Here is a 21517-nt window from a genome sequence, read left to right as displayed (position 1 = left end):
GTCTCTTACGCACAAGCAGGGAGTGCAGATATGACGAGCGACATTGGTGGGCCGGTTTCCCAGGGTCAGGTGCCCGAATGGGCGTTGAGGAGTCCGTTGGCCGGCCTGATTTTTCAGGCTGCTTCCGTGGCACAGGGCACGACGGGTAACTCCTCACCGTCGGATGGATTCAACAGGTGTCATCGGTATGAGGCTACAGGTGCACAAGACTCGTTTATTGTCCCGGCGGGTGTAACAAGTGTGGACGTCCGCATGTGGGGCGCCGGTGGCGGGTTAAGCACACTGCATCGATCACAACAGCCTGGGGCGGGTGGCTATACCCGCGGCACGGTTGCCGTCACACCGGGAGAAACGCTTTCTCTGGCTGTGGGCAAAACTGGCTCGGGTATTACCGGTGGTTTCCCCGGTGGTGGCCAAGGTGGTCCCAATTACGGTGCGTACCAAGCTGGTGGCGGGGGCGGAATGAGCGCCTTGTGGCACGAAGAGAAGCCCACTACGCCTACCCTTATCGCCGGTGGTGGTGGCGGCGAAGACACGGATAACTCCAATTTTGGTGGTGCTGGTGGCGGCGTGAAAGGTGGCGACGGCGCCGGAGTAATCCCAGGTTCTGGCGGTGGTGGTGGCATTGGAGGTTCGTGGTACGGGGGATCAGCCTCCAACGCCAGTGATGCCACTGTCGGTGGTGGACAACGAGGAGGAGGAGGGGATACTTCGCTCGCTGCCGGTGGGGGATCTGGCTGGGGAGGAGGAGGCTGCGGCGGCGATGGTCGTGGTGGCGGCGGCGGCGGCGGCGGCGGTTATTGTTCGGGCCCTACGGTAACTAATGGCATCACCATTGCCGGCCAAATGAATAATGCCCCTAAGCGGGACGACCCGCAGTACACGGGCACTGTGGGTATGGGCGGCAGTGATGGTCTGGTGGTAATCCAGTGGAATGATCTTTCGGTGGCGGTGGTTCCGGGTGGCCCGCCGAATGTCACACTTGCGCCTGCCGGGACACCCGGATATCCGGGTGTACATGTGATTCATAAGGGGGATGGGCAGGTCCCGCCGCTGGATGTGACGGTGAAGCTCCCGGCGGGTGCACTTCTCAAGTTCCAGCCGCAGCCCACATATTTGGTTTCGGTGATGAATTCAGTCACCGGCGTAATCACCAACTATGACGCCACCGTATCTGCCGACGGGCAAACGCTGACCGCTCCCCAGGTCGATCTGACGCACGCGGGACTCGGTGGGAACGGGACGTACGTCCCAGTGTGGCTGGCGGTGACGGCCGATGCGAAGGCGCCGGCGGGGACGACACAGCTGACCTTCACCATCGGCAACATGGCCTCCCAGTCCACCCCCGTCAACGTCACCTGACCACCGAGTTCACCGTGGCGCCCGCGGCCCCCGATGTGATGTCCGCTGACGCAGGCCAGGCCGGAACGCGGAGAAGGCCCCGCCAGCTATGACTACACCGTTGGTGAATTCGGCCCATCGAGCTCTATGCGATGGGCCGCAGGGCTGCCGGGTGTGCTAGTCGAGTGCGGGCCCGCGGGGCCTGGGTCCACCAGGTGTTGAGGCGTTGGAGGTTCATCGTGGTAGCAGCAGTCGGTGTGGCAGCAGGGCCTTGGCCAGGTCGTGATACCGGCATTGCCGCGCCTCGGGATGCCTGTGTGTTTGTCAAGTAGGCGGGTCGCGGCGGGGAACCACAACCGCGGCGTGGGCAAGACCGCGTGGGTGGTGAACATGGCGGGCGCGCTCGCCGCGCAGGGGCACCGGGTCCTGGTGGCCGATCTGGAACCGCAGGCGAACGCCTCGCGGAGGCTGGGTCGGCCCTTCGGCTGGGACAGGCTCGACACCCATGTCCCGTACGTCATTCGCGAGCTGATCGCGGCCCGGGACTGGCTGACGGTGTTCGTCCTGCCCTCGTACACCCGAGCTCAACGCGGTCGAGTTCCTGTGGGTCCACGTCAAACGCCTCACCAGCCTTGCCACCGTCGCCCTCGACCGGCTCGAAGCCGTCGCCCGAAACCGGCTCAACCGATTCCGGCACAGACCCGACGTTCTTCCGCCCACAGTCCACATGACGGATCGTCACTGAGCTGCGGACCGGCTGGACGGTACCGCTCCCCGGTGATGACGGGTGTTCCCCCGGACGGGTCCGCCGACGGGCGTCGCGGCGACACCTGTGCCTACGGTCGGGGAACCTGAGGTGATCATGCCTCGCAACCCAGACCAGGAGGCACTCATGCCACCCTTACGTATCTTCCTCGCCGAAGCCCTCGGCACCGCGATCCTGATCGTCGGCGGGGTGGGGACTGCAGTCTTCGACGCCGAGCGCGCCGGCGTGCTCGGCGTCGCGATCGCTTTCGGGCTCAGTCTGCTGGCAGCGGCATACCTGATCGGTCCAATCTCTGGCTGCCACATCAACCCCGCCATCACCGCGGCGATGGTCGCGATCCGCAAGACCGACGTCCGGCTGCTGCCCGCCTATCTGGGTGGGCAAGTTACAGGAGCCCTGTTCGGAGCGCTGCTGATCTGGTCAATCGGCCAGGGCAAGGCCGGCTTCACCGCCAAGGACCAAAACGGCAAGCCCACCATCGTCTCCGTCAGCGAGGCAGGGTTCGCGTCCAACGGCTTCGGCGTCCACTCCCCCGACCACTACAACCTCGGCGCCGTCATCCTGGCCGAGGTCGTGGCCACCGCCGTGTTCGTGCTCATCGTGCTTGCCACGACCGCCCGCGGCTTCCCCGTGGCGGTGGGCGGCTTGGTGGCCGGCGTCGGCCTGACCCTGGTGCACCTGATCACGATCCCCGTCAGCAACGCCTCCGTGAACCCCGCCCGCTCACTCGCCACCGCCGTCTTCCAGCACGGCTGGGCCCTCAACCAGCTATGGGCATTCGTCGTGTTCCCTCTCCTCGGTGGCCTCCTTGCCGGTGTCAGCTGGCACGCGGTCAGCCGCACCAGGGCCGAGACCGGGAAGCAGGCCGCGGATGAGCCCCGAGTTTGATGGACACGAGGACCCAGTGAGCTTCATCAGCGGTGGCTGGATAGCTGCCCCTGCTCGGGGGGGCATGCGTGCACTCCGGTCGGCGCGCGCAGGGGTGGGGGGTTCTGTCAATCCCCAGGAAACGTAGAGCCCTCGTCCATGCCGCTTCGGCCCTCTGGTGGGCTTGGCCGCGTTGCTGGCTGATCTTCTCCTCGAACTCCGTGGGCGGGAGTCCGCCGGCACGGGTGTGGCGGCGTCTGGTGTTGTAGAAGTCGGCGATCCAGGTGGCGATCTTGATCCGGGCTTCGGCGCGGGTGGTGAACCTGTGCCGGTGGACGTACTCGACCTTGATCGTCGACTTGAACGCCTCGGCGGCGGCGTTGTCGAAACAGGACCCCACTCGCCCCATGGACTGGACCACGCCGAGCCGGTCGCAGAGGCTGTTGTAGGCGGCGGAGTGCATTCGGCGAGTTCAACCAGTCGTTGCAACACCGGGCTGTTGCAGCGAGCGTAGCTGTTCCTCGAAGACCTCGGCCGGTGTCCGCCAGCCGAGGATCTTGCGGAGCCGGTTGTTGATCGTCATGGCGACGGCTTCGAGGTCCGTGGACGACCAGCGTGGGAGATCAGTGCCCTTCGGGAAGTACTGACGCAGTAGCCCGTTCGGCTCCGGACCCGCTTGACAGACTCCGGCCCGGAAAGGCCGACCCGACACGGCCGCCTGGCGGCCGGATTCGCCGCCCTTGGCCCGATCCCATGGCTCCTGCCTGGGAACAGGCCCCAGAGACCGCCCCGAGGCCGAGGCGCCGGGCCCTCGGCGCGGGCGGCACCACCAGCGAATAGACACAGCTGGCTCCGACGACACCACCGCCCCGGAAGACCACGCGGGTCGGGAGCAAGATCGCAAGCAGCTCAGCTGCTGTGAACCGGCTCCGGATGAAATCACCCAGGGGCCGACACCGTTCACGCGTACGCGACGGTGGCCGAGACAGCAAGGACGCCCCGCGCCAGAGCAGAGACTTCAACCAGTGCCAGCACACAACCGCTACGGCGGAACGCCGATGACAGGCCTGACTGGCTGAAGCCCTATCGGAAGCGCTGCGAACAGGTCAGCAGAACAACACCGTGCGAGAACCCGCCAACCAATGCAACCCCGACAACGCCCCCATCAAGACCTCAGCACGAGCTCCCCTCAAATAGCCCCAGCACTTCCATCACACGCCGGACCTGCCCCAGCCACGGAACCCGTTCAAGAGCTACGCGCAGCGCCGACCCGGCAGCCTCGCTCCTCTCGACCCTCCAACGACTCCCCACACCCACACAAAGAAAGTCCGCGCACTCACCGGCCAAAAACCGGGAGCTGAACAGGCAGAACACCAACCCGACGGCGCTGAACCCTCCCCCCATATTTCCCCTGATACGTCCCCTCATATTTCCCTCGATACTTCCCCCCTTACTTCCCCCGATGTGTACACCGCCGCCCTGGCCCCGGAACCCGGCGACAGTCGCTGCGGCGCACTCCTTCGAACACCCCAAACGCTCTGCCAGCCCGGCGTACCGCAGACGTGACAACTTCCCGGAAGGCAGTGAGGGCTGGCGGCCCTGCGTGACGCGGGCACTGCGTGAGCGGATCCCGCACCACCACGTGCGGACCGGCCGCCAAGGCCTCCCCCACGGCAATAGACGTCCAATTGACGCGCGGTAGTGAGTGACACGCACCGTGCTGGCCCGGGATCCGGGCTGTCTACGCCGCCACGGCTGACAGCCGCCGTCGACCTCCCGGGCGCGCCCCGGACCTGGCACCCGTGCCGCACAGACGAGCCGACACCAAGATCGACCACCGACAACGAGGAGCCGGCCGAGCCCTTGCCCTGTCCGTGACCCAACCGGTAACTGACCGACAAGTCACTTCACCACTCAACAACCTCTGCAGTGGTGACTACGGAAAGGGCCCCCTGTGGCCGACCTTCGCGTCGAACTCGCCGCGCACCGAGCAGCCGGCGCCTACGCTTGAAGCCACAGACGCCCCGCCGAGCTCCTTCCAGGAGCGGCTTCGACATCCCATGCGGAACCGACCCCCGCCGGCGCCGAAAGAGGCGGAAGGGCGTCCTCGGGTCCCGGACCGGCAGGCCCTGTGCGGGATCCTGTTCGTGCTCCATGCCGGAATCCAGTGGGAGTACCTGCCACAGGAGCTGGGCTTCGAATCGGGCATGACCTGCTGGCGGCGCCCGGCCGCCCGGAACGACGCCGGCGTGTGGGACCAACTGCACCTGGTGCTGCTGAAGAAGATCCCGTCCGTCGCCGGCCCGCCGACTCCGGATCCGATGGGAGCGACGCGACGACATCCACGAAGCCTTCCTCGGCCCCACCACCTGCCTCATCCCCCACCGACACGTCCAACGCCTTTGTCAGGACCTCTAAGGGCCCTCAAGGTGCACAATTTTGATCACTCGTCAGGTGCGTCCTAGTATTGGTCAGCCACCGGAAAGAAATAGTGCAGTCTACTGGGCTGCCCGCGCCAACGACGACTCTGAAGGAACGAATGCTATGTGGAAAAGATTCTTCGTGCTCACGCTCATGTCCGTCGGCCTGATAGGCAGCTCGGCCGTGACCAGCCACGCCAGCGATGCCCTGCCACGCGAAATCGTGTGCTGTGATAGTGGCGGCCGGAATTGTTGGAAGGCGGCTGGAGACACCGTTGCCACCGGGCAAGAAGGCATGTGTTTTGAAGCGCTGCCTGCCACGAACGAGAAGTGGGCTTACCGCATCCGCTTCGGAGGCTGAACCACCCTTTCTTGGAGCGCTGCCCATCTCTCCCCCCCTGCCGTCCCAGCGATGCTCGGCTGACCGGTAAACGGGTCCGCGTGGTACAGGGCGCTCCCCAGGGCTTCGGCATGGTCGCGTGACGCCCGGTTCAAGGACAGCAGCCGCACGTGCCGGGGCCATCGGCATCCCGGCCCGATTCATGGTGTCAGTGGATCTTCGGCGGCACGCGCGGGGAGCCTTAGCTTGACTCTGCCGGGGATCTTGAGGATCCCCGGCGGGGCAGCATGATCAACGGGGTTGCTGGCCCGGAACTACCCGTGTGCCTTCGCGGCGCGCTGTCTCCCAAGTTGCATTCAAGCGGACGGCGGAGAGTACTTCGCCAACGGGAATCTTGCGCAGCAAGCCTCCGGTGACACCGCTAGGTTGTCCACGAACGTTCGCCGGGGTTGATCAGGCGGCTTGAGGCCGTGGTCGTCCCCAGCGCCGCCGGCGTTCGCTGCGGACCTTGGCACGTTCGCGGCGTTGGGCGGCCAGGACGTCGGGGTGGCGGGCATTCGCGTTGCGCCACCGCAGGTAGTCCTGAAGCTTCCGGGCCAGCGCCGGGTGGTTGGGGTGGTTGGAACCGCCCATGACGAAGTTCCGTAAGGGCCCGAACTGGGCCTCGATCGGGTTGGCCCACGACGCGCTGGTCGTGTCGGGCACAACTCGACCTTGTTCTTGCCCGCCCAGGTCCGGATGGCCGGCGTCTTGTTTGCCGAGAGGTTGTCCATGATCACGTAGATGGGGGCGCCGTCGGGCCGGGCGGCACGGATCGACTCCAGTGCCGCGAGGCTGTGGTCGCCGCCCTTGCGGCGCCGGGTCACACCCCGCAGCTGGTCGTCTCCGATGGAACAGCAGCCGTGGAATAGCGGATGCCATGGGTGCGGTGGTAGGTGGTCGGCAGCCGGTCCGGTCTTCTCCTCGGCCCTACCGCGAACTCCAACCGCCCCTGTCACCCGACCCGGCGAACGTTCGTGGACAACGCACGGCCAGGCCGCCGTCCCTGCGGCCGGAATAGGCGCCGCGGAGCCTGATAGCCCCTGGAGATAGGCCGGAACTGTACGCATCCCTGTGTGTTTTGCAAGACGAAGGCCCCGTCGAGCCTCCTTTCGGGTCCGGCGTAGGCGTGCCCGGATGGCGTGTTCATGAGCGGTCGGAGAACTGGGCCAGTGCCGTCTCGGCTTCCGCCGAGTCCAGCGTCCCCAGGTTGATCGACTCCCAGTTCGATGCCTTGAAGCTGGTCGCCCAATCGCGGCACTGGTTGGTACGGGAAGAGCAGTGCCTGGACACGGACGGTCCCGCTCTTCTGGAGTACCCGGCCGGGCTGTCCACCGCGCGGCGCCTGCTGCGTGCCGGCTTCGCCAACGGCCTGGGGGCCCCGACGTACCAGCACATCAGTCCAGACCTGAGGGAGTACGGGCGCTTCCTCAAGGACAGAGCGGCGGAGCCGACGGCGCTGCCGGTACGTACGCCGCGAGGAACGCATCGTCAAGCAGTACGAGCGCCGCTTCGAGCACTTTGCCCAGGGCGCTCTCGCCGTTCACGAGACCCCTGAATTCTTGGCACGAGGAGGCCCCGCCCGACCAGCGCCGGACGGCACTGACAGACGCCAGCCGCCGTTCGGGACAGAGGCTGGAGGGGCGAGTCAGAAGGCGGGCCACCAGGTGTTCCCGGCCTTCACGCTGCTGTCTTCCCAGCCCGCGGGCGCTGGAGCGTCGCGTCCAGTACGGCCCACATCCGTCGGCCATCCGGCCCGGAGTCCGTACCGGCCGAGTCGACTGTAGCCAGCGCCGCGACCTCGCCGAGCATGCCGTCGTCGGGCGTCCCGGCTACGTGGCTGAGCACGGCAACAAGGACCTTCTCATCCTGGTCTCCGAGGTGCACGCTGAGCCGCTTCCCACCGTCCGCAACAGCGGCCGTAACCAGCCGCTGCACGGCGACTTCGAGGTCGCTCTCATTCAAGGCCGGATAGTCCCAACCGCGTACGGTCTCCACGGCCTGGCGTGCGGCCTTCTTCGCCGCCCACTCGTCAGCCCTAAACGTAAACGCAGCTGTTCGCCGATTCCGCACGATCATGCGCGGCCGCCGTACCGCAACCTCCGCCTCCGTCTTTGACTTCGTCGAGGGCTGAGGCCGCGGAGCCTCCGCCGGCTTCTTCTGGGGCGGAGGTGTCTTCGGCGGGTAGGTCGGCGGCAACTTGGGCCCCTTAGCCTCGGAACTGGTCAACTCGGCCTCCTCGAAAGAGGGACAGACAGTTTCCACCATCCTGGCAGGCTCCTTCCCTCAAGGGGCACAAATAGTCCGACGCCAAGCATCACCACGTGAGCGACGTCAGAGAACTCATCCGCGCGACCGCCGCACAGCCCACCTACCGACCAGGGTGTTGCTCTGCCGGTGGTGGCCACCTCCTGAGCACCCGGTCCCCGCCCTCGCTCTCCTGGATCAGGGTGATCTGGGCTGCGGGGTTGCTGCCGTGGAGACCGACCCACGAGGTGTAGCGGCGCTCGGCGGTGAAGAATTCCTACCACCAGCCGGTGACCGCAGGACCGACAACGTGACAGTGCCCTCCAGTCAGGGATGGCGTCGGCAGCAAGGGCCGCAAAGCCGCCCACTCCGTGTCCGTCATGTCCGACGGATACGGGCGCTGCCGGTCGGGATGATCGGCGGCGTTGCCGTCCATGTGCGCGAGGCAATCGCACGACACGGCGGGCGAGTCGGCACAGAGAACTCCTGGCAGGGCGACTGGTGTACCCGCCGCTCCACCAGGAGTTCTTTTATGAACCTAACACCAGCAAATCTGATGACATGTCATATTTCAGGCCAGAATGATCCGCTTGCGCTCCGGGGCTCAGCCGGTGAAGGAGACATTCGCGGCAGGACCTTGACCATCCGCCCGCCGCCTCGCACGGCCTGACCTGCACAGCCAAATGATCACCACGACTATGAATCAGCCCTGAGCGACGGTGAAGGTGACGGTGGCTGGGGCGGAGATGTTGGTGCCGTGGACGGCGGTGACGGTGACGGTGTGGCTGCCGGGGGTCCAGGGTCCGGCTTGGGCAGCGCGGTCGAAGATCCAGGTCCGGTCGGCCTTGATCGGGATGTTGTCGGCGATGACCGTTGACCCTTCGGTGGCGCGGATGTAGGTGCCCTGGTCCACGGGGGCGGGGACGGTGCCGGTGAAGTCGGGCCGGACACCGGTGGTGCCGCCGTTCTTCGGGGTGGTGATGACCGGGGTCCGGGGGTCGACGACGGTGAACGTCACCGTGGCCGGGGCCGAGGTGTCGGCGCCGTGGACGGCGGTGACGGTGACGGTGTGGGTGCCGGGGGTCCAGGGTCCGGCTTGGGCAGCGCGGTCGAAGATCCAGGTCCGGTCGGCCTTGATCGGGATGTTGTCGGCGATGACCGTCGATCCTTCGGTGGCGCGGATGTAGGTGCCCTGCTCGACGGGGGCGGGGACGGTGCCGGTGAAGTCGGGCCGGTCACCGGTGGTGCTGCCGTTCTTCGGGGAGGTGATGACCGGGGTCTGGGGCAGACTGCTGCTGGCAATGACGTTGACGGGGGTGGACGGGGAGGCCACATTGCCGATGGTGAAGGCCAGCTGTGACGTCCCCACCGGCGCCGTCGCATCAGCCGTCACCGCCACCCACACCGGGACGTACGTCCCGCTCCCACCGAGCCCCGCCTGCGTCAGATCGACCTGGGAAGCGGTCAGCGTCTGCCCGTCGCCAGACACGGTGGCGTCAAAGTTGGTAACTAAACCGGTCTGCGGATTCATCACCGAAACCAAATACGTAGGCTGCGGCTGGAACTTGAGAAGCGCACCCGCCGGGAGCTTCACCGTCACATCCAGCGGCGGGACCTGCCCAGCCCCCTCATGAATCACCTGGACACCCGGATACCCGGACGCCCCGGCAGGCACAAGCGTCACATCCGGCGGACCACCCGCAACCACCGAAAAATCATTCCACTGAACTACCACCAGACCATCACTGCCGCCCATACCCACAGTGCCCGTATACTGCGGGTCATCCTGCTTAGGGGCATTGTTCGAATTGCTCGCGCTGCCGGGCAGGCCGGCAATGGTGATGCCATTGGTTACCGTAGGGCCCGAACAGTAACCGCCGCCACCACCGCCGCCACCATGAGAATTGCCCGAAACCATGGTGCCGCCACCTCCTCCTCCCCAGCCAGATCCCCCACCGCCAGCGCCCGGGCTGTTCCCTCCTCGTTGCCCACCACCGACAATGACATCACCGGCGTTGGAGGCTGATCCCCCGTCCCACGAGCCTCCAATGCCACCACCACCGCCGTGACCTGCATTGGGCCCGGCGCCGTCGCCGCCTTTCACGCCACCGCCACCACCACCAAATAGGAGGCTCGCATCGTCGCTGCCGCCACCACCACCGGCGATAAGGGTAGGAGTACTGGGCTTCGCGTCGTGCCACAAGGCGCTCATGCCGCCCCCGCCACCACCTGCGTACGAGTGGCCTTGGGGACCACCTTGGCCACCACCGGGGAAACCACCGGTAGCGACCGAGCCGGTTTTACCCACAACCAGAGAAAGCGTTTCTCCTGTTGTGACGGCAACCGTGCCGCGGGTATAGCCACCCGCCCCAGCCTGGCTTTCATGTTTTCCGGGCAGCCCGCCGCCGGCACCCCACATGCGGACGTCCACACTGGTGACACCAGCCGGGACAATAAACGAGTCCTGCGCACCGGTAGCCTCAAATCGATGGCACCTGTCGAATCCATCCGACGGCGACGAGTTACCCGTCGTACCCTGTGCCACGGAACCACCCTGAGAAGTCGGGCCAGCCAACGGACTCCTCAACGCCCATTCAGGCACCTGCCCCTGGGAAACCGGCCCACCGATGTCGCTCCTCATATCCTTCACTCCCTATCTATGCGAAATGGACCCCGGCTCCGCCCACAGGAAACAACAACCGGGCACAACTTCTTCACCCCCTCATATGTCACCACCCACGCCATCCCCCTCGGAACAGGCTGTGAGACTTTCAGAAGCTCAGGAGGCACCGAAGGGCTCAACGTTGACCAGGGCAGTTGCCAGCTCCACTCCGCCAGCCGTGGAGCGGATGTACCCGAGCCGTTCGTACGAGGTGTGCCGGTATGGGTGGGGGCTCCGCGCACCACCCATCAGCCGGCCCTCGGTGCCGGAGGCCATGGCGCGGAGGAGTCGGCCAACCAGCGGGGGATCCTCGTGGCCGGCGCCCTTCACCCGTCTGCCTCCGCACCGTCCTGGCCATCGTGGCAGTCGCGTTCGCTGCTGAGGAGCCGGGTGGGGCCTCGGTCAGCCCAGCCCAGTAGGGCGGGTGTCGGAGCTCCGTATGCGGGCCGCTGAAGGCCTCGTTCGCCCGTTGCGGCGGCGGTCGGCCACACGGTGCAGAGGCGAACGGGTCCGGATGCGGCGGCCACGTCGGGGGCGGTCTCCGCCAGCCGGGATGACATCGCCCGACCCGAACTCGACAAGATCGTGGACACGCTACTGAACTTCAACTCCCGCCGGACACTGCTCTATCTGAGGGAGTCGGCGACCGCCACCCGGCTGGTCACCGACCTCGCCTCCGGGTGTGTTTCGTGGGGTGTGTGGTGGCCCGGTCGGGTCGGAGGCGGGTGTCGGTCTGTTCTTTCAGGACTGCTCAGAAGCTCTCCGTGGCGGTGTTGTCGAAGCGGTTTCCGGTCCGGCCTGTGTTTGCCGGTGTCCCGGCTCACTTATTTTGGTTCGGGGCTGATCGGAGGTGTTTTCAGATCCGTGATTGCTGTGGATCATTGTGTCGGGCGCGAAGTGGCTGGGCTCGGCAGTCATGTCGGGGGCGTCGACGACGAGGTGGGCGCGGTGGTGATCGGACATCAGGTACCCGATGATCTCGCGGGTGGTCAGGTCCGGCCCTGAGAGGTCCTAACAGAAGCCGTTGATTATGTGACTTTCGGTCCGGGTGGTTGTTGGTCTGGCCGTGGGGAAACGTCAGTCGCGACCGTGGACCGTGTCGGATGAACTGTGGTCGCTCATCGCACCGTTGCTGCCCGGGCCGGCGCCGAAACAGGCGGAGGGGCGTCCTCGGGCACGCTCCTCGACAACCGCGGCTACGACCACGACAAATACCACCGCCCGGTCCGGGCGCACGGCATCAAACCAGTGATCGACCCGCCGCGGTATCCCACACGGAGCCGGCCTCGGAATCCAGCGCCGGGCTATCGAACGGACCATCGCCTCGCTCCACGGCTTCCGCCAGCTCCGGATCCGGTGGGAACGACGCGACGACATCCACGAAGCCTTCCTCGGCCCCACCACCTGCCTCATCCCCCACCGACACATCCAACGCCTTTGTCAGGACCTCTAACTCCGAGACCCGCGTTCGTGAACGTGGAGCACCAATTGGTTGGAACCGAGGCTGCGCACGAACTCGATGGTCACGCCACGCGGGTCGGCGCTCTCCGGTGCCACGGCAGGGACGGTGGCCAGAGTGCCAGCGTGGTCGAGGTCGTCCACGAAGACCACGGCGTGCGGGTTGCCGACTCGAGGTGGAGGGCGCGCCAGCATCGCGCGCCGACGGTCATGGTGATCCGCTCCGGTCCGGGAAGGACCAGGATGCCCATGGCAACGCTGACATCACCCTGGTGGGCATCCGGTCCGGCGGGAACGTGAAGGTGGCGTGCCCCGGCGCAAGTGGCGAGGGTGAGGGGGCCGCCTGGCGGCGGCCGATGGCAGCGAGGTGGCGGGCCAGGACACGCACCCCGTGGCCATACATCGCACCCAGCGAGCCGTCCGCGTTGCGGTGATCCATGAACCACTCCGCCTTGTGGGCCATGGCATGGACCTCCGGGACGGCGGTGCAACGGGCCAGGCGCAGCAGGCCGCTGCCTCCTCTCCTGTCGCCCGCCCCGTACGGGCAGTACAGAATCGGCCGCCCCCGGCCCGGCACCACCGGGTCCCCGTCGAAAGCCTCTTCATTGTGGCGAGGGGGATTGCTTGTCGCAGTACATACAAGTGTGTGCTGGACATGAATGAAGGGGGTCAGCCATGAGTGAACTGCATCGAGGGTTCAGAAGCATCGATGCAGCGACGCCGGTACTCACGGCGCTGTGGGAGGGCGGGACACGTGCAGGCTGCCGGATTCCAACGATCCTTGCGGCGGACGCTGCCGCAAGGACAACCATCCGTCGTCGTGGCCACACGGCACGGGGAGGCCGGCTCCCGTCCGGCGCTGACCACTCCACCGTCCAGGTAGGGAAGGGCTGGAACCGGAGCGCAACATGCGGCAGGGCGCTGTCACGTTGTTCGCTCAGGCTGAATTCGAGGGGGTCGATAAATTGACAAACTGAAAACGAATTAGAGCCTTCAGCAATCCAAATCCGGGCAGGGTTAAACCCTGAACCAGCCAGCACCTTAACATGCAATGCCGTCTCTAGACACTCGCAGATTCAAGGAGATAATCATGCCAGACCGCAATGATCTGCCTGCCGTGGGCAAGTGCGGCAAACCCTTTACCCCGACCTCCGGATCGTACGCAGGAAGCGCCAACCACATCGTCGCCGAAGTGCACGGCCTTAATTACACCATCCACATGGACAGAACGGCCGTTGGCTACCTGAAATCTGCGCGAGAACTTTTCGGCCGGACTTTAAAGATTGCCACCGACGCGTTCGAAGAACTTGATCCGCTGGCCACACTCATAGACGCTTACTGCGACTCTGAAATGATTGTGATTACAGCAATGTCGGACCAGTCCTCGAACGGGCAGGTCAAGGTATCAGGCGTTATCCCCCTGCCACCCGTGGGGGCATCAACGGACGCGAGCTACACCCCGCCCGACGGCTGGAACCCTCCGCCTCGGCAGAACAACTACGAGGGATTTACCGTAAATTCAATCAACATACAGGGCAATGAATGGTTTTTTACCGCCACCAACGTCAACCTGAGTTGGGGATCCCCGACATTCCTGTTCTCAACGCCACCCGACGGAAACACCTTCCAGATAGCCCCCGAGTTTGTCAACAGTAGCTGGTACGGATTCCGGGCCCTCGCGGGACACCCGGAATTCCCTGACACGCTAGACACCTGCGCCCGCAACCCCGTTAATGGCAATTGGTTAGCATTTAACGGTGTCAATTACGCTGTGGTGAGCCCTGGCAGAGACCAGCTCATCACAGGACCTGCGAATTTCACCACCTCCTTCACCGGCATTAACAGAATCATGAACGGAGAATTCGGCGAGGACGAGAAACGCAACTGGAAATACGGAATCTCTTGCGCCACCATAGACGAAAATGGCTTCCTCACCCTGGTCGCAGGAAACAACAGACTAGCGGCCCTTGATCCAAAAAATGGCTATGATTTCCTGCACTTTCCAACAGATATTCCCGGAATTACGCGTCCTGGGGCCATCTCCGATATGTGGCCGGGACTCTCAGATGCCAAACTTTCCCCCTACATCCAAGAAAACAGGAAACTGCAGGCGCTTTGCCGGGTGACCCCTGGGAGCGGGATGGGCTACAAGGGGCACGGAGCAATGCTCTTCGTATTCCAGGACACGTTGGTGATGAATGCCGAAGGAGCCCAGTCCCCATATGTCTACAACTGGATGATGTGTCCATCCGATAAGCCTGGCTCAAACTCGTGGTGGTACGGATGGCAGGCCATGGACGCCTGCATGGGCGGCGGATGGTCACACCCACGATGCTAACTTGACCCGCATCCTGGAGGCTTATGCACATGGGTTCATAGCCCGATTTCCTTGATCCTGAAGACGGCCCTGCTCCGTAGCATGATGTTTCCGACGACATCAGATCACTACGGGGCAGGGCCGTTGAGCTGGGGGCGTTACGACAGGACTGGACAAGGCGTCGTCTGGCGTCGTCAGGTTGAGCGGGAGCTCTCTTCGGCGCCGTCCGCAGCCGGGCGACAAGTGGCACATCGACGAGGTCTTCGTGAAGATCAACGGGGTGCAGAAGTACCTGTGGCGGGCCGTGGACACCGACGGCAACGTCCTCGACATCCTCCTGCCAAACCGGCGGGGCGCAACGGTTCCTGGCCGCGTTCAGCGGCATCTCACCCCATTTCCGCCCCCGCCGCCACCTGATGACCGCGCCCGACCACCGCTTTGAGATGACCATCCGCTTCACCATCTGGAACCAGATCACCGGCGCGTCCACCACAGCCTGAACACCGCACCGCCACCGGCCCCACCATGACCTGACACACCCTCAGCGCCCAAAACGCCAACACCTGGCAACGCCCGTAGCAGCCCTTGCACATGCCACACGCCCACTGCCGAGTAGCATGCGGGGGTATCGCCGGGCGGTCTCCCGCATCTTCGCGAGGGCCTTGCGTTTGGCCTTGAGCCGCTTTTGTTTCTGGCGGATCCAGCGCACCAGGTAGGCGTTGATGCGCATCACGAAGGGATGCAGTTCCCACGGCCGGAAGCGGCCGTAGTAGTTGATCCAGCCCGCCACTACGGGGGTGATCCATCGGGCGAGGTCGTTGAAGGGCAGGTCCGAGCGGGTGTGCAGCTGCCCAGGCACTCCCCCCGCGAAAGCCGCCTCTGAGCCCGCAGCCGATTACAGCTGCTGAACCGCCGGTCCGCGCAGCGCGGCGAGCGCCGGACCGTGAAGCACCGGCGCACATCCCTATCGCCAACGTCTCCCCGAGCCGCTCCTGGTCCAGGCCGGGGACCTGGTGCCAGGTCAACACCCGCGACCGCAACGCCGGCGCCCGAGCGATCACCCGCTACGCGCCCGCCCCGCACAACAGCAACGCCGCTGCCGTACCCGGCTCGTCCCACAGCAGCCGGATAGTCCCGCAGCGGCGGAGACAGACGCTGCGCGTCATGGAGGAACAGCACTCCGGGCCGGCGCAACGCCTCCCCCAGCGCGCGGTCCGCCGGCTGCGCACGGTGCGACAGAGACCCCGCCGACAGCCCCAACGCGTCCAGCAGCGAAGCGCCCATCTGCGGCAGGCCCGGCTTCATCCCCACCACCGTCTTCCCCCACCCCCGGCTCCGCGACAGCCCGACCCCACGCCGGCCGCGCCTCCTCCAGCACCCGCCCGGCCTGCAGGTCAAGGCGCACCACACGCTGCAGTGTCGAAGCTGAGGGAACACGCCCCACGCCCAGATCCTCAAGCAGGCCATCCGCGCGGGCCCGGTCCAACCTCCGGTACAAGGCCGAGACGTTCCCCCTCCTCCGCCAGCACTGCCCACAGCCTGTCACTCAGCCGCCCCGAGACATCCCCTCCACCGGTGAAGGGCCCCTGTCACCTCGACAAGGGCCCCGCGTCACGGGCAACGCGAACACGCGATGAAACGATTCCACTCCGCCGGCGGAGCACAACTCCTTGACCTCGATTCATCAGCCGGGCTGGATTGCTGACCAGGTCAATGGTTCGCCCCAGTGCCATCACGACCGAACCTCACATTTCCGGACTCCCGAACCCTGTGAGACCGAACCAGCCGGGCACGGCAACGACAATCAGCCACCCAAGCCCGTTCCCGGCTTGGAACCCACCTGCATGCTGCACACCTGGCGTGGTGGTACTCAGGTTCAACCCGACCAGGAAATGCGGGCGGCGCCGTTCCCCCCGGGACTGCCGGCGCCGCCCTGGCCGCCGGCGCCGCCCTGGCCGCCTGCACCGATACCATCGCCCAGCTGGTTGTAGGGCAGGCTGGAATCGCCGTCCGAGCACGGCTTGTAGACCGCCCCCTCGGGATAAAGACTCGCGCCCTGAGCGCCGCCGCCACCACCGCCGCCGCCGCCGGAGCCAATGCTTTCGCTGTCCTGGCCGCCGATGCTGCCGCCGCCGGAGCCGGGGGCGCCACCGGCCCCGCCCCGGACGCCGGGGATGCCGGCGGCGCCGGCGCCGCCCTGGCCGCTGTTGCCGCCCCAACCGCCGCCGAGGGTGCCGTGGCCGCCGGCGCTTCCGGCAGCGCCGGCGGCGGGGCCCCCGCAGCTGGTGGCGGGGCCGTTGGGGCCGCCACCAATACCGCCGCCGACGCCGCCGGCGCCGACGGGCGCGTCGCCGCCGACGCCAACGGTGCCGCTGCTGCCGGAGGAAGCGGCGTAGGAGCCGGCGTAGCCGCCGCCGTTGCCGCCGTGGCCGCCCGCCCCGCCACCCGAGGGTGCATAACTGCCGGCGATGCCGCCGTGGCCGCCGTCGCCGCCGTCGCCGCCAGCGCCCGCGATGAGGTTGCAGGCGTTGCTGTAAAAGTAGGTGCAGTCGCCCGGGGCGCCGATATGGACGCCGCTGGGACCCGGTGATGCAGTGGTGATCTGTTTGATGTAGGCGCCGGGGCCGCCATTGCCACCATTGCCGCCGGGGCCGCCGTCGCCGCCAAAGTTGTCCTGGCCGTTCCAGCCACCGTTGCCGCCGTGACCACCAGGTCCCCAGAGTTCGAGGGTGATCTGTTTGGCGTTGCCGGGGATGGTGAACCTGGGGTCGCCCGGATCGGTGCACAGGGCCCCGCCACTACCCGTGGCGGTGGTCGTGCTGGGGGTGACAGCGCACCAGTTGTCGTTCTCGACGAAGTAGCCACTGTCCTGGTACACCCCATCTGGGTTCTCGTTGGCAAGGTTTGTGGTGGCAGCCCAGGCGATGCCGTTGCTGAAGTCGGCAGTAAGACCGCTCCACGCAGTGCTGATAGGGACGGGATACTGGCTTTTGTCCCACTGGTAATTGTCGTCAGCGACCGGTACGCATTGGGAACCATCGAAAAACCAGATTTTGTGATCATTCGGGGAGTACAGGGCAGCATCGACCGAACCGAACGCAAACACCTTCCCCTTTCCATCACCGGAGTCGTAGCCGAAGACATCCTTGATGGAGCTGGTGAAACCCTGGGTGTTTAGCCGGCTTCCCGAGGGCCTGTTGATGGAGAAGGTGATGCAGTTCCCGCCCTGGAAGAGGTAGACGGTGCTCACATCTCCCAGGCACAGGGCGGCGTCGACGGGCTTGCCTGCGTCCAGGAGGTTGCCAGTGCCGCCGTCGGTGAACAGGTCGTAGCCCCCGACCAGGGCATACAGCGAGTGCGTGTCGGCGGGCCGATCGCCCCACCAGGGCTTCCCGGACGCCGGGTCCCACTCGTAGCGGTCGCACATGACCTGTTGACTGTGGCCCGTTCCGTACAGGCAGTACAGACTCGGCAGCCAGCGCTCGCCGCCGGCGAACGGGGTATCGACAAGAGGGGCGGAGAAAGCCGCCAAATAAGCTTTCACGAGCAACACTCCTTTGGTGACCGGCTCTATGCGGCCAGTGCGTCCGTGACACCCCGGGAAGAGAGGCCACGAAGCGGGGGCCGAGCGCCACCGCCCATCCGGGTTGTAGTCCCGCCCGGGCGCTCCCCCCTCGGTACACGAGGAGCTGCGCACTTCTCCCCCGACAACGTGACAGCGCCCCTGGCCGGCACATTTCTTCGACCGCCGCGGCGGAGTCCCGGGCCACGGCCGAGGAGACGCGTGAGTTCGAGCTGAGCAATTCCGTGCAGTGCACCGTGACGTCCAGCCGGTCCAAGCTGAACCTCATGGCCCATATGCGGTTCGCCCACGTGCGGGCTACGTGCGTGGCGGAAGACAAGTGATCAGCATGGGCCCGGTCATTTTTGAGACATGCCGGGCGGCGGGACGGGGGGTGATGCGCTACGCAGCGCCGAATGCGTGCTGCATACCGTGACGGGCCGAGGTGCTTATGCGTCACTAAACGGGCAGATTGGCACATTTTGAGACATCGAGATGAATAGCGGGTATGGCCTGATGTATGCCTCCCGTGAGGGCTGCGTGCGACGATTCCGGCGTTCTGTGTACGACAAATAGCACCAAAGGAATCAATATGCGCAAGTCCCTTACGTTTGTGGCCGTTCCGCTTCTCGCGCTCTCCCTGGCCGGCGTTTCGTCGAATGCCATGGCGGCGTCTCAGGACGCCAGCGGCGTGCAGTCGTTCCTGGGCCGCGGGTGGACGCCCGTGAAGTCGCAGATGGACGCCGAGCAGCGGCTGCGGAAGTTCGAGGAGGCGAACTCGGTGGAGTGCGTGAAGACATCCGACTGGGTCACCAGGGTTCCGATGTACAGCCTGTGGATGACCTTGTTCTTCGCCAACTGCACGCCCACGACCACCTGAGCGGCGTCCCGGCGGGGCAGCGGAGAGAGCGGGCGGACCAGGCTGCCGCGATAAGTATCAGCGTGGCGGTCGCCACCCACATCGTCGGGGCGGACGGGCGCCCGGCCAGGGTGGTCGAGGTGCCCAGGCAGAGCAACAGGGTACACAGTTCGCCCGGTCCTGGTACGCGGACCTTGGTGGCGGCAGCGCGGAGGAGAGTGGCCGCGATCAGGCCCGCCAGGGCCCAGGCGGTGAGGTAGGGCCAGGAAGGGCCCGGGGCGGCGGGTGGGACGCCTATGTTGGTGGGACCCAGGCGGATCCGGGCGGCGGCCCAGCCAGCGGTGACGCCGGCGGCGGTCACCGCCGCCGCCCATGCCGCGTGGGTCCACAGGGGCATCCGGTCGAGGGCCTTCGAATCGCTGCCGTCCCAGGTGTCGAAGAACGCCAGCAGCTTCATGCAGTCCCTCCAGCGGGTGCCGGGCCGGTCCGCCTCCCCGCGAGGCGGACCGGCCGTGGCCGTTCCTCAGACCTGGATTCCCGATGTGCCGAGGGCCTTGTTGATGCGGGCGCGGTGCGTCTGCTCCCAGTCGTCGAGGGACTCTTCGGCTTCCTTGGCCAGTTTGGCCTGGGCGGCGAGGAGCACTTCGTCCTGGCGGGCGTCCGGGACGACCACGACGCCTTCCTCGTCGGCCACCACGATGTCGCCGGGGTGCACCGTCACGCCGCCGCACCGCACCGGTTCGTTCAGGGGCTGGACCGCCTTCTTGGTGCCCGGGATGGGAATGACGCCTCGGGCGAAGACGGGGAAGCCCATCTCGCGGACCTCGGCGAGGTCACGGATGACTCCGTCGAGGACGAAGGCGGCGATGCCCCGGCGCTGGGCGACAGCACAGACGTTGCCGCCGGCCAGCGCGTAGTCGAGGTCGCCGGATTCGACGACGATGACCGAGCCGGGTTCGGCCTGGTAGATGGCCGTGTGCAGCATGAGGTTGTCGCCCGGGGGGCACCGTACTGTGAAGGCGGGGCCGGCCACGCGCGGGGTGGCGGACCACAGGGGGCGGATGCCGATGTCCATGACCTGTTCACGGCTCAGCACGTCCGCGAGGGTGGTCGGCGGAACGTCCTTGAATGCGCTGCTGTCGTTCATGTTCTTCCTTACGTTGTTGGTGGGTTGATTCCGGTCACTCGTAGGATCGGAAGACCCGGGGATGTCGGGTGTGGCTGTGGTTCTCCAGCCCAGTGGTGGCTTCAAAGGATTGGCCGCCCGGCATCCCGCGACGACTCGACCACTCATTGGGATGCGCGCGACAAGATCGCTTGGTAAGGACACGCTGGCGAGGTCGTCTGCTGGGACCGGTACTGGAACGACTTCGGAGGTGACCGTGCCCGAACTGTGGGCCGGAACAGACGCGGGCAAAGCCGAGCATCACTGCGTGGTGATCGACACCGACGGCCAGCGGAAGCTGTCGCGACGGGTCGCCAATGACGAGACCACACTGCTCAAACTGCTCGCCGACGTACTGGAGCTGAGCCAGGGTGAGCCGGTCACCTGGGCGATCGACCTCAATGCCGGCGGTGCCGCATTGATGATCGCCCTGCTGACCGACAACGGACAGCGGGTCCTCTACATCCCCGGCCGCACCGTCCACCACGCCTCCGGGTCCTACCGCGGCGACGGCAAGACGGACGCGAAGGACGCCTTCGTCATCGCGGACCAGGCGCGTATGCGCCGCGACCTGCAGACCATGCACCGCGGCGACGACATCGCCGTGGACCTGCGGATCCTCACCTCGCGACGCCTGGACCTGGCCGCCGACCGCACCAGGACGATCAACCGGATGCGGGCCCAGATGCTGGAGTACTTCCCCGCCCTGGAGCGGGCCTTCGACTACAGCACCTCGAAGGCATCCCTCGTGCTGCTGACCGGCTACCAGACCCCCGCGGCCCTGCGACGCATCGGAAAGAACCGTCTCGCCGAATGGCTGAAGAACCGCAAGGTCCGCAACTACAAACTCGTCGCGGACACCGCGATCGAGGCCGCCGAAGCCCAGCACACCGCTGTCGCCGGGGAGAAGCTGGCCGCAGTCGTCGTCGCCAAGCTCGCGAGGGAGGTGATGGCCCTCGATGAGGAGATCGCTGAGACCGATGCCCTGATCGAGGGCCGGTTTCGCGACCACCCACACGCCGAAGTCATCCTGAGCATGCCCGGCATCGGCCCGGTCCTGGCTGCGGAGTTCATCGCACACACCGGTGGCGACATGAGCGTCTTCGGCAGTCCCGACCGTCTCGCCGGCGTTTCCGGCCTGGCACCCGTCCCCAGGGACTCCGGACGGATCACCGGCAATATGCGCAGGCCACGGCGGTACTGCCGCCGCCTGCTGCGGGTCTTCTACATGTCCGCCCAGGTCGCCGCCCGATGCTGCCCCACCTCGAAAGCGTTCTACACGCGCAAACGAGCCGAGGGCAAGAACCACAGGCAGGCTGTCATCGCCCTCGCACGGCGCCGATTGAACGTTCTGTGGGCCCTCATACGCGACGGCCGAGCCTTCGAGATCACCGCACCGCCCAGCCCTGTCACGCTGGGATGAAACGCTCACAGTGCGCCACCGGGCGAGCTTGACAACTTCATTGGGAATCCT

General features: G+C 66.1%; 14 protein-coding genes and 5 pseudogenes. 9 read left to right on the top strand and 10 right to left on the bottom strand.

Annotated elements, in window-relative coordinates; translation table 11 throughout:
* Positions 1 to 30 precede the first annotated feature (30 nt).
* The 3 genes from AC3IYJ_RS41280 (at position 31) to AC3IYJ_RS41270 (ending at position 2995) form a co-directional block, all read left to right on the top strand.
* Entirely contained in the window at positions 31 to 1362 is a 1332-nt protein-coding gene (locus AC3IYJ_RS41280) for a glycine-rich protein (protein WP_489403336.1), read from the top strand.
* A 288-nt stretch (positions 1363 to 1650) separates the two neighbouring features.
* A complete protein-coding gene (locus AC3IYJ_RS41275) occupies positions 1651 to 2196 on the top strand; it encodes a ParA family protein (protein ID WP_489403358.1) in 546 nt (181 codons plus the stop codon).
* A gap of 37 nt (positions 2197 to 2233) precedes the next feature.
* On the top strand, positions 2234 to 2995 hold the full coding sequence (locus AC3IYJ_RS41270) for an aquaporin (protein ID WP_489403335.1): 762 nt from the start codon (positions 2234 to 2236) through the stop codon (positions 2993 to 2995).
* On the opposite strand, the gene AC3IYJ_RS41265 is transcribed toward AC3IYJ_RS41270, so the two are convergent.
* Together AC3IYJ_RS41265 and AC3IYJ_RS41260 are read right to left on the bottom strand one after the other, a co-directional pair.
* On the bottom strand, positions 2940 to 3437 hold the full coding sequence (locus AC3IYJ_RS41265; RefSeq protein WP_489403334.1) for an integrase core domain-containing protein: 498 nt from the start codon (positions 3435 to 3437) through the stop codon (positions 2940 to 2942). The two genes, AC3IYJ_RS41270 and AC3IYJ_RS41265, sit on opposite strands and share 56 nt — an antisense overlap.
* Positions 3438 to 3446: 9 nt before the next feature.
* Positions 3447 to 3635 (bottom strand): annotated as a pseudogene (locus tag AC3IYJ_RS41260) (IS30 family transposase); the annotation flags it as partial.
* A gap of 1390 nt (positions 3636 to 5025) precedes the next feature.
* On the opposite strand from AC3IYJ_RS41260, the pseudogene AC3IYJ_RS41255 reads away from it, so the two are divergent.
* Together AC3IYJ_RS41255 and AC3IYJ_RS41250 are read left to right on the top strand one after the other, a co-directional pair.
* Positions 5026 to 5253 (top strand): annotated as a pseudogene (locus tag AC3IYJ_RS41255) (transposase); the annotation flags it as partial.
* A 160-nt stretch (positions 5254 to 5413) separates the two neighbouring features.
* The gene (locus AC3IYJ_RS41250) at positions 5414 to 5755 is read left to right on the top strand and encodes a hypothetical protein (RefSeq protein ID WP_489403362.1); all 342 of its coding nucleotides are present in this window, start codon (positions 5414 to 5416) and stop codon (positions 5753 to 5755) included.
* A gap of 432 nt (positions 5756 to 6187) precedes the next feature.
* Here AC3IYJ_RS41250 and AC3IYJ_RS41245 read toward each other — a convergent pair.
* The 5 genes and pseudogenes from AC3IYJ_RS41245 to AC3IYJ_RS41225 form a co-directional block, all read right to left on the bottom strand.
* Positions 6188 to 6701, bottom strand: a pseudogene (locus AC3IYJ_RS41245) (IS630 family transposase); the annotation flags it as partial.
* Positions 6702 to 6919: 218 nt separating this feature from the next.
* Positions 6920 to 7066, bottom strand: coding sequence for a hypothetical protein (locus tag AC3IYJ_RS41240; RefSeq protein WP_489403333.1), 147 nt, complete (start codon positions 7064 to 7066; stop codon positions 6920 to 6922).
* Positions 7067 to 7453: 387 nt separating this feature from the next.
* Positions 7454 to 8041: a hypothetical protein gene (locus tag AC3IYJ_RS41235; RefSeq protein ID WP_489403332.1), complete on the bottom strand. Its 588-nt coding sequence runs from the start codon at positions 8039 to 8041 to the stop codon at positions 7454 to 7456.
* 682 nt (positions 8042 to 8723) lie between these two features.
* Positions 8724 to 9551, bottom strand: a complete 828-nt coding sequence (locus AC3IYJ_RS41230; protein WP_489403361.1) for a hypothetical protein — start codon at positions 9549 to 9551, stop codon at positions 8724 to 8726.
* 297 nt (positions 9552 to 9848) lie between these two features.
* Positions 9849 to 10439: pseudogene (locus AC3IYJ_RS41225) on the bottom strand (glycine-rich protein); the annotation flags it as partial.
* Between the two features lie 2791 nt (positions 10440 to 13230).
* On the opposite strand from AC3IYJ_RS41225, the gene AC3IYJ_RS41220 reads away from it, so the two are divergent.
* A complete protein-coding gene (locus AC3IYJ_RS41220; RefSeq protein ID WP_489403331.1) occupies positions 13231 to 14478 on the top strand; it encodes a hypothetical protein in 1248 nt (415 codons plus the stop codon).
* Between the two features lie 187 nt (positions 14479 to 14665).
* Positions 14666 to 14957: pseudogene (locus AC3IYJ_RS41215) on the top strand (DDE-type integrase/transposase/recombinase); the annotation flags it as partial.
* A 41-nt stretch (positions 14958 to 14998) separates the two neighbouring features.
* Here AC3IYJ_RS41215 and AC3IYJ_RS41210 read toward each other — a convergent pair.
* Complete coding sequence (locus AC3IYJ_RS41210; RefSeq protein ID WP_489403330.1) at positions 14999 to 15316, bottom strand: group II intron maturase-specific domain-containing protein; 318 nt, start codon at positions 15314 to 15316, stop codon at positions 14999 to 15001.
* 1017 nt (positions 15317 to 16333) lie between these two features.
* A complete protein-coding gene (locus AC3IYJ_RS41205) occupies positions 16334 to 18001 on the bottom strand; it encodes a hypothetical protein (RefSeq protein WP_489403329.1) in 1668 nt (555 codons plus the stop codon).
* A 610-nt stretch (positions 18002 to 18611) separates the two neighbouring features.
* On the opposite strand from AC3IYJ_RS41205, the gene AC3IYJ_RS41200 reads away from it, so the two are divergent.
* Positions 18612 to 18899, top strand: a complete 288-nt coding sequence (locus AC3IYJ_RS41200; RefSeq protein ID WP_489403328.1) for a hypothetical protein — start codon at positions 18612 to 18614, stop codon at positions 18897 to 18899.
* A 502-nt stretch (positions 18900 to 19401) separates the two neighbouring features.
* Here AC3IYJ_RS41200 and AC3IYJ_RS41195 read toward each other — a convergent pair.
* Positions 19402 to 20025: an RraA family protein gene (locus AC3IYJ_RS41195; RefSeq protein ID WP_489403327.1), complete on the bottom strand. Its 624-nt coding sequence runs from the start codon at positions 20023 to 20025 to the stop codon at positions 19402 to 19404.
* 235 nt (positions 20026 to 20260) lie between these two features.
* Between AC3IYJ_RS41195 and AC3IYJ_RS41190 the strand changes: the two genes are divergently transcribed.
* Positions 20261 to 21466 carry an IS110 family RNA-guided transposase gene (locus AC3IYJ_RS41190; RefSeq protein WP_489399227.1) on the top strand — a complete coding sequence of 402 codons (1206 nt, stop codon included), beginning with the start codon at positions 20261 to 20263 and terminating at the stop codon, positions 21464 to 21466.
* The last annotated feature ends 51 nt before the right edge of the window (positions 21467 to 21517 follow it).

It is taken from the genome of Streptomyces sp. GL_140, assembly GCF_057834465.1.
The sequence above is the reverse complement of the archived record's forward strand: the minus strand, read 5'-3'. Positions and strand labels throughout refer to the sequence as shown.